Consider the following 14,077-nt stretch of genomic DNA (forward strand, 5'->3'; position numbering starts at 1 on the left):
CGCGGGCCCTCGTGCGTACCCGGGCGCTACAGCGCGCCGGGGCGCACCAGCCCGCTCTCGTAGGCGAACACCGCCGCCTGCACCCGGTCGCGCAGCCCCAGCTTGGTCAGCACGTGTCCCACGTGGGTCTTCACCGTGGTCTCGCTGACGAACAGTTCGGCGGCGATCTCCGCGTTCGACAGGCCCTTGGCGACCAGCCGCAGCACCTCCATCTCCCGCTCCGTCAGCGTGTTCAGCGCGGGGGAGGAGGTCTCCTCACCGGTCGGCAGCCGGGTGGCGTACATGTCCAGCAGCCGGCGGGTGATCGAGGGCGCCAGCATCGCCGCCCCGTCCGCCACCACCCGGATCGCCTGCACCAGCTCGTCGGCCGGCACGTCCTTGAGCAGGAAGCCGCTGGCCCCCGCCCGCAGCGCCTCCACCACGTACTCGTCCAGGTCGAAGGTGGTCAGCACCAGCACCTTCACCGGACCGTCCCGGCCCGGGCCGGCGATCCGTCTGGTCGCCTCCACCCCGTCCATCCGCGGCATCCGGATGTCCATCAGCACCACGTCCGGCTGCAGCGCCCGCACCTGCTCCAGCGCCTGCTGACCGTCCCCGGCCTCGCCCACCACCACCAGGTCGGACTCGGCCTCCAGGATCATCCGGAAGCCGGTACGCAGCAGTGGCTGGTCGTCGACCAGCAGCACTCGGATCGTCACCTACGACTCCTTGCTCGTCATGCCCGTCACACTCTCCTGCTCCTGCGACGCCGTCCGCTGCACCGGCAGCGGGTACGGGGGCGGCGTCCCCCCGAACTCCGGACAGCTGGCCTGGTGGTCGCACCAGTCGCAGAGCCGGTTGCGGGTGGCCGGGAACTCCCCGGTGGCCACCGCGCGGCTGATCGTCTCCCACAGTGCCAGCAGCTTGCGCTCCACCGCGCGCAGGTCCGCCTCGTCCGGGTCGTACGTGACCACGTCCCCGCTGCCGCCCAGGTACACCAGCTGCAGCCGCTTGGGCAGCACGCCCTTCCAGCGCCAGACCACCAGGGCGTAGAACTTCATCTGGAACATCGCCTTGCCCTCGAAGTCCCGCGAGGGCGCCCGGCCGGTCTTGTAGTCCACCAGGCGCACCTCGCCGGTGGGCGCCACGTCGACCCGGTCGATGTAGCCGCGCAGCTTCAGGCCCGACTCCAGCTCCGTCTCCACGTACAGCTCCCGCTCCACCGGGTGCAGCCGGGTCGGGTCCTCCAGGGTGAACCAGCGCTCTGTCAGCTTGCGCGCGTCCGCCAGCCAGCCGGCCAGCTCGGTACCCTGCGCGTCCTCGGGGAAGAGCTCGGCCAGCTCCGGGCGCTCGCCCAGCAGCCGCTCCCACTGCGGGGCCAGCAGCTCCAGCGCCTGCGCCACCGTCCGCTCGGCCGGCGGGTGGTCGAACAGCCGCTCCAGCACGGCGTGCACCAGGGTGCCCCGGGTGGCCGCCTTGCTCGGCGGCTCCGGCAGCTTGTCGATCACCCGCAGCCGGTACAGCAGCGGGCAGGTCAGGAAGTCCCCGGCACGGGAGGGGGAGAGCCCGGTCGGGGCGGCGGCCCGGCGCTCGGTGTCGGTCTGCGGCATACCCAAGACCCTAGGGGGTCGCACTGTCATCCGGCTGTCAGACCACCGGTATATACGCGATCCGACCGCCCGAAACGGGTATGAGGACGGTGTGGAGGGGGCGTCCCGGCAACCGCAGCCGAGATCACGTAGCGTGGGCAGCCACCCGTCCAGCTGGGCCGGGGCAGCCGGCGGGGGCGACGACCTGAAGGGGTCAGGGTGAGCGACACCACAGGGCAGCAGGCCTCGCAGCAGCAGCCGACGCCACCGCCGGACAGATCCCCCCGGGAACCCGACCGCCCCGGCGGCGGCATCCTGATGGGCCGTCCGTTCGGCGTGCCGATCTACGTCACCCCCACCTGGTTCCTCATCGCCGCCCTGATCACCTGGCTCTTCGGCGACCAGCTCGACGGCGTACTGCCCGAACTCGGCTTCACCCGCTACCTGGTCGCCTTCTCCTTCGCCGTCGCCTTCTACGCCTCCGTCCTGGTGCACGAACTCGCCCACACCCTGGTCGCGCTGCGTTACCGCCTCGGCGTGCGCCGGATCCAGCTGCAGTTCTTCGGCGGCGTCTCCGAGATCGAGAAGGAGGCCGAGACCCCCGGCAAGGAGTTCTGGCTCGCCTTCGTCGGCCCGCTGCTCTCCCTGGTGCTCGGCGGCCTGTGCTGGCTGCTCACCCTGACGGTCCGACTGGAGACCGTCCCCGGCGTGCTGCTGGCCGGCCTGATGGTGGCCAACCTGGTGGTCGCCGTCTTCAACCTGCTGCCCGGCCTGCCGCTGGACGGCGGGCGGATGCTGCGCGCCGTCGTCTGGGGCATCACCAAGCGCCCGATGAGCGGCACCCTGGCCGCCGCCTGGACCGGCCGGATGCTCGCGGTGCTGGTCCTGTTCGGCCTGCCGATGTTCGCCGCCGCCCGCGGCGGCAGCGCCCGCTCGGCCGGCGACTCGCTGCTCGACGCGGCGCTGGCCGCCGTGCTCGCGGTGGTGATCTGGAACGGCGCCGGCAACGCGGTGCGCAATGCCCGGCTCAAGGAGGCGCTGCCCGGCCTGACGGTGCGCAGCCTGACCCGGCGCGCGGTCTCGGTCGCCGCCGACACCCCGGTCGGCGAGGCGCTGCGCCGGGCCCGCGAGGCACAGGCCGGCGCCGTGGTGGTCGCCGACGCCAACGGCACCCCGATCGCCCTGGTCAAGGAGGCCGCGGTGCTCCGGGTCCCGGAGCACCGACGCCCCTGGATCGCGGCCGGCGCGCTGGCCCGCTCGCTGGAACCGGGCCTGACCCTGACCGCCGACCTCGACGGCGAACAGCTGCTCGCCGCCCTGCGCACCACCCCCGCCAGCGAGTACCTGGTGCTGGAGGCCGACGGCACCCTGTACGGCGTGCTCGCCGTCGCCGACGTGGAACGCCGCCTCAGCGCCGCGCTGACCCGCCGCTAGCAGGTGGTCAGCCGGTGCCCGGCGCCCCTATAGGATTGTCCGCATGTCCGAACCGACCGGTGCCACCCGCAGGCGGGGGCCATTCAAGGTCGGGGACCAGGTTCAGCTGACCGACCCCAAGGGCCGTCACTACACGTTCACGCTCGAAGCCGGGAAGAACTTCCACACCCACAAGGGTGCGTTCCCGCACGACGAACTGATCGGCGCCCCCGAGGGCACCGTGGTGCGCACCACGGGCAACGTGCCCTATCTGGCGCTGCGACCCCTGCTCCCCGACTACGTCCTGTCCATGCCGCGCGGAGCGGCCGTGATCTACCCGAAGGACGCGGGGCAGATCCTGGCCATGGCCGACATCTTCGCCGGCGCCCGCGTGGTCGAGGCCGGCGTCGGCTCCGGCGCCCTCTCCACCTACCTGCTGCGCGCCGTCGGCGACACCGGCCTGCTCGCCTCCTACGAGCGCCGCCAGGACTTCGCCGACATCGCCCGCGGCAACGTGGAGCGCTACTTCGGCGGCTCGCACCCGGCCTGGAAGCTCACCGTCGGCGACCTCCAGGACAACCTGGTGGAGACCGACGTCGACCGGGTCATCCTGGACATGCTGGCGCCCTGGGAGTGCCTGGACGTGGCCGCCGAGGCCCTCGTCCCCGGCGGGCTGATCTGCTGCTACGTGGCCACCACCACGCAGATGTCGCGCACCGTCGAGGCGCTGCGCGAGCACGGCTGCTTCACCGAGCCGCAGGCCTGGGAGACCATGGTGCGCACCTGGCACCTGGAGGGCCTGGCGGTGCGCCCGGACCACCGGATGATCGGGCACACCGGCTTCCTGCTCACCAGCCGCCGGCTCGCCGACGGCGTCGAGCCGCCGCTGCGCCAGCGCCGCCCCGCCAAGGGCGCCTACGGCGAGGAGGCGGACAACGACTCGCCCAGGCTCAGCCTGGCCGAGCGCGCCGCCGCCCGGGCCGCCGTCAAGGCCGTCACCCCGGTCATCGACCAGGACTGACCGTCCACCAGACCCTGAGGGCCCGTCGGATTCCGGCGGGCCCTCGGTACGTCCGGGCCCGCCCACCCCGTTGCCGACAGCAGCGCGCTGATGTGCGACGATGCTCCCCACACCCACGAGCCTGAGGGGACCTGCTTTGTCGGACGCCGCGGCCACAAGGCCCCCGATGAACGCGCCGGTGAGTGACGAACCGGCCCGGTCCGCGGCCCAGGCCCGCTCCGGTCCGCTGCGCTGGGGGGCCGTCGCCCTCGGCTGCGCCGCCCTGGTGGCCGGCTCGATAGCCGCCGCCCCCGGCGCGCGGCCGGCCGGCACCGCCCCCACCGCCGTCGGCACCCCCAGGAGCCTGCCCGCCGCCGGCGCCCCCGACGCGGGCCGGGCCCAGCTGCCGCTCGACTGCGGCCCGCTGCCCACCGCCGTCTCGGTCAGCTTCGCCGCCGACCTCGGCGACGGCACCCCCGCCACCGTCGCCGCCGCCCACTGCCAGGCCGGCAGCGGCACCGCCCCCGACGGCGTCTTCGTGCTCACCGCCGGGCCGGGCGGCGCCCCCACCGTGCACGACACCCTGGTCGACTGGAAGGAGGGCCTGACCGTCACCCGCCTCGCGCTGCGCTCCGACGGCACGCTGACCGCCGAGGCCAAGGGCTACTCCACCCCGGACGTCCCGCGCTGCTGCCCGGACCTGGCCGTCCAGCTCAGCTGGACCCGCCACGGCGCCCAGTGGAGCCGCACCCAGCAGAGCACCCCGACCGCCAGCACCTGACCCTGTTCGACTGTCACCTGGCGCGGCGTCAGGCCGCTTTCGGGAAGCAGTCGAACACCGCGCCGGGCCGGCTCAGTCCGCGTCCGGGCCGTGCACCTCGACCCCGTCACTCGCCCGGCGGACGTGGATGCAGTCACCCGGGCAGTCCCGCACCGAGTCGACCACGTCCTGAAGCAGCGTCAGCGGGACCGGCACCGTCTCGCCCGGCGACTGGCGCAACTCCTCGTCCGCGCCCTTCACATAGGCCAGACCGTCGATGTCCAGCTCAAAGACCTCCGGCGCGTACTGGGCGCAGATCCCGTCCCCGGTGCACAGGTCCTGATCGATCCACACCTCGAGCTGCTCCGAGGCGCCCGCCTCACTGGTCACTGACATCGGTTCCTGCCTAGCAACGGTCACGATCGGATATTTACTCGCCCGACCCTACCCCCCGGCCGCTTTCCGAGCGTGTGCGGTGGGTATCCCTCTGCCGAGGGGAAGCACACTCGGGTGAAGATCGGACACACCCCTTCCGTCTTTCTTGATCTAGGGGTTTACACGACCCCTGGTGCAGGTAGGGTCTGGAAGCATCCCGCTCCCCGGAGGAGGTGAGGACCGTGGCAGCCCACGATGACGACTACAACCGCAGTGCCGGCAAGCCCGCGCGTGGTTCCGACGAGGCCGCACAGGTCTCGTACCTGGAGCAGGAGATCGCCGTGCTGCGACGCAGGCTGGCAGAATCGCCCCGCTCTTCGAGAGTTCTTGAGGACCGGATCACCGAGCTGCAGACCAACCTGGCCGGAATGACCGCGCAGAACGAGCGGCTGGTCGCCACCCTGCGCGAGGCCCGCGACCAGATCGTGGCCCTCAAGGAGGAGGTCGACCGGCTCGCGCAGCCGCCCGCCGGATTCGGCACCTTCCTCGCCAAGAACGAGGACGGCACCGCCGACATCTTCACCGGCGGCCGCAAGCTTCGGGTCAACGTCAGCCCCACCCTCGAGCTGGACGAACTGCGCCGCGGCCAGGAAGTCCTGCTCAACGAGGCCATGAACGTGGTCGACGCCTTCGCCTTCGAGTCCATCGGCGACCTGGTCACCCTCAAGGAGGTCCTGGAGGACGGCGAGCGCGCGCTGGTCGTCGGCCACACCGACGAGGAGCGGGTGGTGCGGCTGGCCGAACCGCTGCGCGAGGTCACGCTGCGCCCCGGCGACGCGCTGCTGCTGGAGCCGCGCTCCGGCTACGTCTACGAGGTCGTGCCCAAGGCCGAGGTCGAGGAACTGGTCCTCGAAGAGGTCCCGGACATCGACTACCGCCAGATCGGCGGCCTGGCCAACCAGATCGAGCAGATCCGCGACGCGGTCGAGCTGCCCTACCTGCACGCCGACCTGTTCAAGGAGTACGAGCTGCGCCCGCCCAAGGGCGTCCTGCTCTACGGCCCGCCCGGCTGCGGCAAGACGCTGATCGCCAAGGCGGTGGCCAACTCGCTGGCCAAGAAGGTCGCCGAGGTCACCGGCCGCCCCCAGGGCAAGAGCTACTTCCTCAACATCAAGGGCCCCGAGCTGCTCAACAAGTACGTCGGCGAGACCGAGCGGCAGATCCGCCTGGTCTTCCAGCGGGCCCGCGAGAAGGCCAGCGAGGGCACCCCGGTCATCGTCTTCTTCGACGAGATGGAGTCGCTCTTCCGCACCCGCGGCTCCGGCGTCAGCTCGGACGTGGAGAACACCATCGTCCCCCAGCTGCTCGCCGAGATCGACGGTGTCGAGGGCCTGGAGAACGTCATCGTGATCGGCGCCTCCAACCGCGAGGACATGATCGACCCGGCGATCCTGCGCCCGGGCCGGCTCGACGTCAAGATCAAGATCGAGCGCCCGGACGCCGAGGCCGCCAAGGACATCTTCTCCAAGTACCTCAAGAACTCGCTGCCCTTCCACCCCGACGACCTCAAGGAGCACGACGGCTCGGTGGACACCACCGTGGTCGCCATGATCCAGGCGGTGGTCGAGCGGATGTACACCGAGACCGAGGAGAACCGCTTCCTGGAGGTCACCTACGCCAACGGTGACAAGGAGGTCCTGTACTTCAAGGACTTCAACTCCGGCGCCATGATCCAGAACATCGTGGACCGGGCCAAGAAGATGGCGATCAAGGACTTCCTCGACCACGGCCAGCGCGGCCTGCGCGTCTCCCACCTGCTCGCCGCCTGCGTGGACGAGTTCAAGGAGAACGAGGACCTGCCCAACACCACCAACCCGGACGACTGGGCCCGGATCTCCGGCAAGAAGGGCGAGCGGATCGTCTTCATCCGCACCCTGGTCACCGGCAAGCAGGGTGCCGAGTCCGGCCGCTCCATCGACACCGTCGCCAACACCGGTCAGTACCTCTAGCACTCTCCCGAGCCGCCACACCAGGCTCGAACCGCGGCTGGCGGAGCCGACGCTCCGTCAGCCGCGGCGCATACCGCAGCAACTCGGTGGTCAGACGGGCATATGGAGGGCCGCATGACCGTAAGGCGCGTGATGGGCATCGAGACCGAGTACGGGATCTCCGTACCCGGGCACCCCAACGCCAACGCCATGCTCACCTCGTCCCAGATCGTCAACGCCTACGCGGCGGCGATGCACCGGGCGCGCCGCGCCCGCTGGGACTTCGAGGAGGAGAACCCGCTGCGCGACGCCAGGGGCTTCGACCTGGCCCGCGAGGTGGCGGACGCCAGCCAGCTCACCGACGAGGACATCGGCCTGGCCAACATCATCCTGACCAACGGCGCCCGCTTCTACGTCGACCACGCCCACCCCGAGTACTCCTCGCCGGAGATCACCAACCCGCGCGACGCGGTGCTCTGGGACAAGGCCGGCGAGCGGATCATGGCCGAGGCCGCCGCCCGCGCCCTGGAACTGCCCAACGGGCAGACCATCCACCTGTACAAGAACAACACCGACAACAAGGGCGCCTCCTACGGCACCCACGAGAACTACCTGATGCAGCGGGCCACCCCGTTCGCCGACATCGTGCGCCACCTCACCCCCTTCTTCGTCTCCCGCCAGGTGGTCACCGGCGCCGGCCGGGTCGGCCTCGGCCAGGACGGCTCCGCCAACGGCTTCCAGATCAGTCAGCGGGCCGACTACTTCGAGGTCGAGGTCGGCCTGGAGACCACCCTCAAGCGCCCCATCATCAACACCCGCGACGAACCGCACGCGGACGCCGAGAAGTACCGCCGGCTGCACGTCATCATCGGCGACGCCAACCTCTCCGAGATCTCCACCTACCTGAAGCTGGGCACCACCGCGCTGGTGCTCACCATGATCGAAGAGGGCTTCATCGCCGTCGACCTCGCCGTCGACCAGCCGGTGCGCACCCTGCACCGGGTATCCCACGACCCCACGCTGCAGCACCTCGTCACGCTGCGCAACGGCCGCAAGCTGACCGCCGTCCAGCTCCAGATGGAGTACTACGAGCTGGCCCGCAAGTACATCGAGGACCGCTACGGCCACGACGCCGACGAGCAGACCATGGACGTGCTCACCCGCTGGGAGGACGTGCTCGGCAAGCTGGAGCGCGACCCGATGAGCCTGTCCAAGCAGCTCGACTGGATCGCCAAGCGCGAACTGCTCGAGGGCTACCGCCAGCGCGACGGCCTCGACTGGGACAACCCGCGGCTGCACTTGGTCGACCTCCAGTACAGCGACGTGCGGGCCGAGAAGGGCCTGTACAACCGGCTGGTGGCCCGCGGGCGGTTCGAGCGGCTGGTCACCGAGGAGGACGTGCTGCGCGCGGTGCACCAGCCGCCGGACGACACCCGGGCCTACTTCCGCGGCCGCTGCCTGGAGCAGTACGCCGAACACGTCGCCGCGGCCTCCTGGGACTCGGTGATCTTCGACCTGCCCGGCCGGGACTCGCTGCAGCGGGTCCCCACCCTGGAGCCGCTGCGCGGCACCCGCGCCCACGTCAAGGACCTGCTGGACCGCTGCCGCACCGCCGAGGACCTGGTCCGGGTGCTCTCCGGCGGCTGAGCGCCGGCTCCGTCATGACAGGTTCGTTGCGTGAGTGATCCGCTACCTTGGGTGAAAGGTCCGCTGACGGGGAATCATCCCAGTGCGGGTCGAACGTTCCACTACTAGACCGACCGACGATGCAGAGGGGTGAGGGACATGGCGACCAAGGACACCGGCGGCGGCCAGCAGCGGGCGAACCGCTCCACCGAGGAGACCGAGGAGCAGGCGGCGGAGGCCCAGCAGTCCGAGGAGCTCAAGGAGCGCCAGGAGAAGCTGGGCGACGACGTGGACGCGGTGCTCGACGAAATCGATGATGTGCTCGAGTCCAATGCCGAGGATTTTGTTCGAGGATTTGTCCAGAAGGGTGGGCAATAGTCCTAAATGTCCGATTCTGAAAGTCGGGCATGGTGCAGCAGGTGCCAGCAGTGGCTCGAACGTGATTCGTTCGCGCGCAACAAAGCCATGAAGAGCGGTCTTCAGGCTTATTGCCGGAACTGTTCGGCCCAGTACTACGACGCGCGGCAGCGGGCGAAGGGGAAAATCCCGCGGCCGCGCGTCGAAGTGCCTGCAGGGCACAAGCGCTGCCCGAAGTGCGAGCAGATCAAGCCGCATTCCGAATGGGACCGGAATCGTCGCTCGCCCGACGGGTGCTCGGCGTACTGCAAGGCCTGCAAGAAGGTTTACCAGCGGGGCCTCCATTTCATGAAGAACTACGGCCTCACCGAGGCCGACCTCGCCGTCATGCTCGAAGCCCAGGCCGGGACTTGCCCGATCTGTCTCGACAGACCGGCCGAGCATGTGGATCACGACCATGAAACGGGTAGGGTCCGTGGCATCCTCTGCTTCGCCTGCAATGCGGCGCTGGGACAGATGCGGGACCGGCCCGACGCACTTCGGCGGGCTGCCGACTACCTGGAAGGAATCGTGTGGAAGCCAACACTCGTGGCACCGGGCGTCTACCGGCTGCCTTCCTCACCCCGGGATCCTCGTCGTTCATCGAGTTCCTGGCCGAGCACTCGCCCGATCTGCTCCCGGGGCGCCGTGCGCTTCCCGCTGGGCTGACCATCGAGGCGCCGCACGGCACCACCATCGTGTCGGCGGTCTTCGACGGCGGCGTGGTGATCGCCGGTGACCGGCGCGCCACCATGGGCAACGTGATCGCCCAGCGCGACATCGAGAAGGTCTTCCCGGCCGACGAGTACAGCGCGGTCGGCATCGCCGGCACCGCGGGCCTGGCCGTCGAGATGGTGCGGCTGTTCCAGCTGGAGCTGGAGCACTACGAGAAGATCGAGGGCGCCGTGCTCTCACTGGAGGGCAAGGCCAACCGGCTGACCACCATGATCCGGGGCAACCTCGGCATGGCGATGCAGGGCCTGGCCGTGGTGCCGATGTTCGCCGGCTACGACCTGGACCTGGGGCGCGGCCGGATCTTCACCTACGACGTGACCGGCGGCCGGTCCGAGGAGCGCGGCTTCGCGGCCACCGGCTCGGGCTCGGTCTTCGCCCGCGGTTCGCTGAAGAAGCTCTACCGCAGCGACCTGACGGGTGATCAGGCGGCCATGCTGGTGGTGCAGGCGCTGTACGACGCCGCCGACGACGACTCGGCGACCGGCGGCCCGGACCTGGCCCGCGGCATCTTCCCGATCGTCAGCCTGATCACCGAGGAGGGCTTCCGCCGGCTCTCCGAGGACGAGGTGTCCGAGATCGCGATCTCGATCACCAACCAGCGCCGCCACCAGCCCGACGGCCCGCAGGCCCCCCTCCTCTAGTCCGCCACCCCAATCCAGAAGGGACGACCGCCGGTGTCGACACCGTTCTACGTCTCGCCCCAGCAGGCCATGGCGGACCGCGCGGAGTACGCCCGCAAGGGCATCGCGCGCGGCCGCAGCGTGGTCGTGCTCACCTATGCCGACGGCATCGCGTTCGTGGCGGAGAACACCTCCCGGGCGCTGCACAAGGTGTCCGAGATCTACGACAAGATCGCCTTCGCGGCGGTCGGTCGCTACAACGAGTTCGAGAACCTGCGGATCGGCGGCGTGCGCTACGCCGATCTGCGCGGATACTCGTACGACCGGGCCGATGTGACGGCCCGTGGGCTGGCCAACGTCTACGCCCAGACGCTGGGCACCATCTTCTCCTCGGTCGGTGAGAAGCCGTACGAGGTGGAGCTGATCGTGGCCGAGGTGGGCCGCACCACCGACGACGACCAGATCTACCGGCTCACCCCGGACGGTTCCGTGGTGGACGAGCAGAACTCGGTGGTGGTCGGCGGCAACGCCGACTCGATCGGCAACTACCTGGGGCAGCGCCACCGGCCCGGGATGGGCCTGGCGGAGGCGCTGAGCCTGGCGGTGGAGTCGCTGGCCCGGGACCCCAACGGCGGCACGCCACGGGCGCTGACGCCGGAGCAGCTTGAGGTGGCGGTGCTGGACCGCGCGCGGCCCCAGCAGCGCAAGTTCAAGCGGGTGCTGGGCAGCCAGCTGGCCCGGCTGCTGGCGGGTGACGAGGCGGCAGCTGACGCCGAGTCGGACGAGGAGCTGCCGGACGCTCCTGCCGGGGCCCAGGCGCCCGCGGTGCCGGAGGAGTCCGAGGAGTCCGCGGAGCAGGAGTAGCTCGCCACGGCGAAGGGGTGCGGCGCGCAGTGCGCCGCACCCCTTCGCCGTGCCGTTTCGCGGTGCAGGCGGTGGATCGTGATCCGATTGGCTCAGCGAAAACGGTTTCAGAAGCCCGCTAAAAGCGTAAAGTCCAGGCATGGATCGCCGAATTTTCGGGCTGGAGAACGAGTACGGCGTCACGTGCACGTTCCGGGGACAACGGCGTCTGTCTCCGGACGAGGTGGCCAGGTACCTCTTCCGTCGCGTAGTTTCCTGGGGCCGGAGCAGCAATGTGTTCCTGCGCAATGGCGCACGCCTCTATCTGGACGTCGGTTCGCACCCCGAGTACGCCACTCCGGAGTGCGACGACGTCACCGAGCTGGTGACCCACGACAAGGCGGGCGAGCGGATCCTCGAGGGTCTGCTCGTGGACGCGGAGCGGCGGTTGCACGAGGAGGGCATCGCCGGCGACGTCTACCTCTTCAAGAACAACACGGACTCGGCCGGCAACTCCTACGGCTGCCACGAGAACTACCTGGTGGCCCGCCACGGGGAGTTCTCCCGGCTGGCGGACGTGCTGATCCCCTTCCTGGTGACCCGTCAGCTGATCTGCGGGGCGGGCAAGGTGCTGCAGACGCCGCGCGGCGCGGTGTTCTGCGTCAGCCAGCGGGCCGAGCACATCTGGGAGGGCGTCAGTTCGGCGACCACCCGCTCGCGTCCGATCATCAACACCAGGGACGAGCCGCACGCGGACGCCGAGCGGTACCGCCGCCTGCACGTGATCGTCGGCGACTCGAACATGTCGGAGACCACCACGCTGCTCAAGGTGGGGGCGACCGACCTGGTGCTGCGGCTGATCGAGGCCGGCGTGGTGATGCGGGACCTGACGCTGGAGAACCCGATCCGGGCGATCCGCGAGGTCAGCCACGACCTGACGGGCCGTCACCAGGTGCGGCTGGCGAACGGCCGCGAGGCGAGCGCGCTGGAGATCCAGGAGGAGTACTACTCCAAGGCGCTGGAGTTCGCGGACCGCAAGGGGCTGAACTCGGGCACGATCGGCCAGGTGCTCGAGCTGTGGGGCCGCACCCTGGAGGCGGTGCGGACGGAGGACTTCGCGAAGGCCGGCACCGAGATCGACTGGATGATCAAGTACCGGTTGATCGAGCGGTACCGCGAGAAGCACCAGATGAGCATGAGCAATCCGCGGGTCGCCCAGATCGACCTAGCGTACCACGACATCCACCGTCGCCGGGGGCTGTTCTACCTGCTGCAGAACAAGGGGCAGGCGGCCCGGACGACTACGGACCTGAAGGTCTTCGAGGCGAAGTCGGTGCCGCCGCAGACGACTCGGGCGCGGCTGCGCGGGGATTTCATCCGCCGGGCGCAGGAGCAGCGGCGCGACTTCACGGTGGACTGGGTGCACCTGAAGCTGAACGACCAGGCGCAGCGCACGGTGCTGTGCAAGGACCCGTTCCGTTCGGTGGACGAGCGGGTGGAGAAGCTGATCGCCGGCATGTGAGCCCGCGTGTGACCCGGCCGGTGACCCGGCGTCCTGATTGCGGCCCCGCCTCCCACGGAGGCGGGGCCCGCTGCATTTACGCTGGGGCGGATCCGCTGATCCGTATATGTGACTGACAGTGAGGACCCGTCGTGCGTCGCACCGCCGGACTGCTCGTACTCCTGCCGATGCTGGTGCTGGCCGCCTGCAGCAGCGGCTCGCACGTGAAGAGCGGGCCCTCCGCGGCGCCGTCGAGTTCGGCGCCGGCCGTGCCGACGCCGGTGGCCTCGGCCTCGCCGATGCCGACGGTGGGCGGCAGTTTCGGCAGCAAGGCGACGATCACCATCCCGCCGGGGCAGCCGAGCGGGCAGTACGTGGTCACGGCGGTGTCCGAGGGTGACGGGGCGACGGTCAACAAGGGCGACTGGGTGACCGTCAACTACACCGCGAAGGACTGGACGAGCGGCAAGGACCTGTCGAGTTCCTACGACGCGGGAGCCAAGCCGCAGCTGTACCAGGCGGGCAGCGGGCAGCTGGTGCCGGCCTTCGACCAGAGCGTGCTGGGGCGCAAGGTGGGCAGCCGGCTGCTGGTGGTGGCGCCCCCGTCGGCGGGGTTCGGCAGCACCGGCAGCCAGCAGCTGGGCGTGGGCAAGGACGACACGGTGGTGTTCGTGCTGGACCTGGTGCAGGCGGTGCCGCAGGACTCGGTGGTGCCGGGTACGGACGCCGCGCTGCAGGCCAACCAGCCGCAGGTGAAGGAGAACGGCAAGGCGGCGCCGACGATCACCATCCCGGCGAACACGCCGGCACCGACCGACCTGCAGACCAACGTGCTGATCAAGGGTGACGGCAAGACGGTGCAGTCGGGCCAGTCGGTGGTGCTGCAGTACACCGGCGTGCTGTGGAGCAACGGCCAGCAGTTCGACTCCTCGTGGAACCACGGCGGGGCGCAGGTGCTGCAGATCGGCACCGGCAGTGTGATCGCCGGCTGGGACAAGGGGCTGGTGGGCCAGCCGGTGGGCAGCCGGGTGCAGCTGGTGATCCCGCCGGCGCTCGGGTACGGCGCAACAGCACAGAACGGTATCCCTGCGAACTCGACCCTGGTCTTCGTGATCGACATCCTGGAAGCTGTGTAGCGGTTGCCGAGGCCCGCAGGGGCCCGGGTGCCGGGCGCGACGTCACGCGGGCGGGTGTTCGCGGTGTGTCATGCACACTCGATGAATGCCCGCCCTCATGGCAAGCTGCCATACTG

13 protein-coding genes and 1 pseudogene are annotated in these 14,077 nt (G+C 70.1%); 11 read left to right on the forward strand and 3 right to left on the reverse strand.

Going from position 1 to position 14,077, the window contains the following annotated elements; all coding sequences use genetic code 11:
* Positions 1–26: 26 nt before the first annotated feature.
* Together C7C46_RS19505 and C7C46_RS19510 are read right to left on the reverse strand one after the other, a co-directional pair.
* On the reverse strand, positions 27–698 hold the full coding sequence (locus C7C46_RS19505; RefSeq protein WP_110671152.1) for a response regulator: 672 nt from the start codon (positions 696–698) through the stop codon (positions 27–29).
* The gene (locus C7C46_RS19510; protein WP_181442423.1) at positions 699–1,589 is read right to left on the reverse strand and encodes a RecB family exonuclease; all 891 of its coding nucleotides are present in this window, start codon (positions 1,587–1,589) and stop codon (positions 699–701) included.
* Between the two features lie 198 nt (positions 1,590–1,787).
* On the opposite strand from C7C46_RS19510, the gene C7C46_RS19515 reads away from it, so the two are divergent.
* The 3 genes from C7C46_RS19515 to C7C46_RS19525 all read left to right on the forward strand — a co-directional run bounded on the left by C7C46_RS19515 (position 1,788) and on the right by C7C46_RS19525 (position 4,762).
* On the forward strand, positions 1,788–3,002 hold the full coding sequence (locus C7C46_RS19515; RefSeq protein WP_245984550.1) for a site-2 protease family protein: 1,215 nt from the start codon (positions 1,788–1,790) through the stop codon (positions 3,000–3,002).
* A gap of 43 nt (positions 3,003–3,045) precedes the next feature.
* The gene (locus C7C46_RS19520; protein WP_110671155.1) at positions 3,046–4,002 is read left to right on the forward strand and encodes a tRNA (adenine-N1)-methyltransferase; all 957 of its coding nucleotides are present in this window, start codon (positions 3,046–3,048) and stop codon (positions 4,000–4,002) included.
* A 178-nt stretch (positions 4,003–4,180) separates the two neighbouring features.
* The gene (locus C7C46_RS19525; protein WP_146259144.1) at positions 4,181–4,762 is read left to right on the forward strand and encodes a hypothetical protein; all 582 of its coding nucleotides are present in this window, start codon (positions 4,181–4,183) and stop codon (positions 4,760–4,762) included.
* 72 nt (positions 4,763–4,834) lie between these two features.
* Here the strand turns inward: C7C46_RS19525 and C7C46_RS19530 are convergent, their stop codons facing one another.
* A complete protein-coding gene (locus C7C46_RS19530) occupies positions 4,835–5,137 on the reverse strand; it encodes a ferredoxin (RefSeq protein ID WP_110671157.1) in 303 nt (100 codons plus the stop codon).
* 221 nt (positions 5,138–5,358) lie between these two features.
* Between C7C46_RS19530 and arc the strand changes: the two genes are divergently transcribed.
* The 8 genes and pseudogenes from arc (at position 5,359) to C7C46_RS19570 (ending at position 13,961) form a co-directional block, all read left to right on the forward strand.
* The gene (gene arc, locus C7C46_RS19535; RefSeq protein ID WP_110671158.1) at positions 5,359–7,125 is read left to right on the forward strand and encodes a proteasome ATPase; all 1,767 of its coding nucleotides are present in this window, start codon (positions 5,359–5,361) and stop codon (positions 7,123–7,125) included.
* Between the two features lie 114 nt (positions 7,126–7,239).
* Positions 7,240–8,751: a depupylase/deamidase Dop gene (dop, locus tag C7C46_RS19540; protein WP_110671159.1), complete on the forward strand. Its 1,512-nt coding sequence runs from the start codon at positions 7,240–7,242 to the stop codon at positions 8,749–8,751.
* Positions 8,752–8,889: 138 nt separating this feature from the next.
* A complete protein-coding gene (locus tag C7C46_RS19545; RefSeq protein WP_110671236.1) occupies positions 8,890–9,108 on the forward strand; it encodes a ubiquitin-like protein Pup in 219 nt (72 codons plus the stop codon).
* Between the two features lie 327 nt (positions 9,109–9,435).
* A pseudogene (locus C7C46_RS37575) lies at positions 9,436–9,639 on the forward strand (endonuclease VII domain-containing protein); the annotation flags it as partial.
* Between the two features lie 20 nt (positions 9,640–9,659).
* Complete coding sequence (gene prcB, locus C7C46_RS19555) at positions 9,660–10,502, forward strand: proteasome subunit beta (protein WP_110671160.1); 843 nt, start codon at positions 9,660–9,662, stop codon at positions 10,500–10,502.
* A 33-nt stretch (positions 10,503–10,535) separates the two neighbouring features.
* The gene (gene prcA, locus C7C46_RS19560) at positions 10,536–11,345 is read left to right on the forward strand and encodes a proteasome subunit alpha (RefSeq protein ID WP_110671161.1); all 810 of its coding nucleotides are present in this window, start codon (positions 10,536–10,538) and stop codon (positions 11,343–11,345) included.
* 139 nt (positions 11,346–11,484) lie between these two features.
* A complete protein-coding gene (pafA, locus tag C7C46_RS19565; RefSeq protein ID WP_110671162.1) occupies positions 11,485–12,846 on the forward strand; it encodes a Pup--protein ligase in 1,362 nt (453 codons plus the stop codon).
* Between the two features lie 131 nt (positions 12,847–12,977).
* Entirely contained in the window at positions 12,978–13,961 is a 984-nt protein-coding gene (locus tag C7C46_RS19570) for an FKBP-type peptidyl-prolyl cis-trans isomerase (protein ID WP_245984552.1), read from the forward strand.
* Positions 13,962–14,077 lie beyond the last annotated feature (116 nt).

Origin of the sequence: Streptomyces tateyamensis, assembly GCF_003205575.1 — a bacterium.
GTDB lineage: Bacteria > Actinomycetota > Actinomycetes > Streptomycetales > Streptomycetaceae > Kitasatospora > Kitasatospora tateyamensis.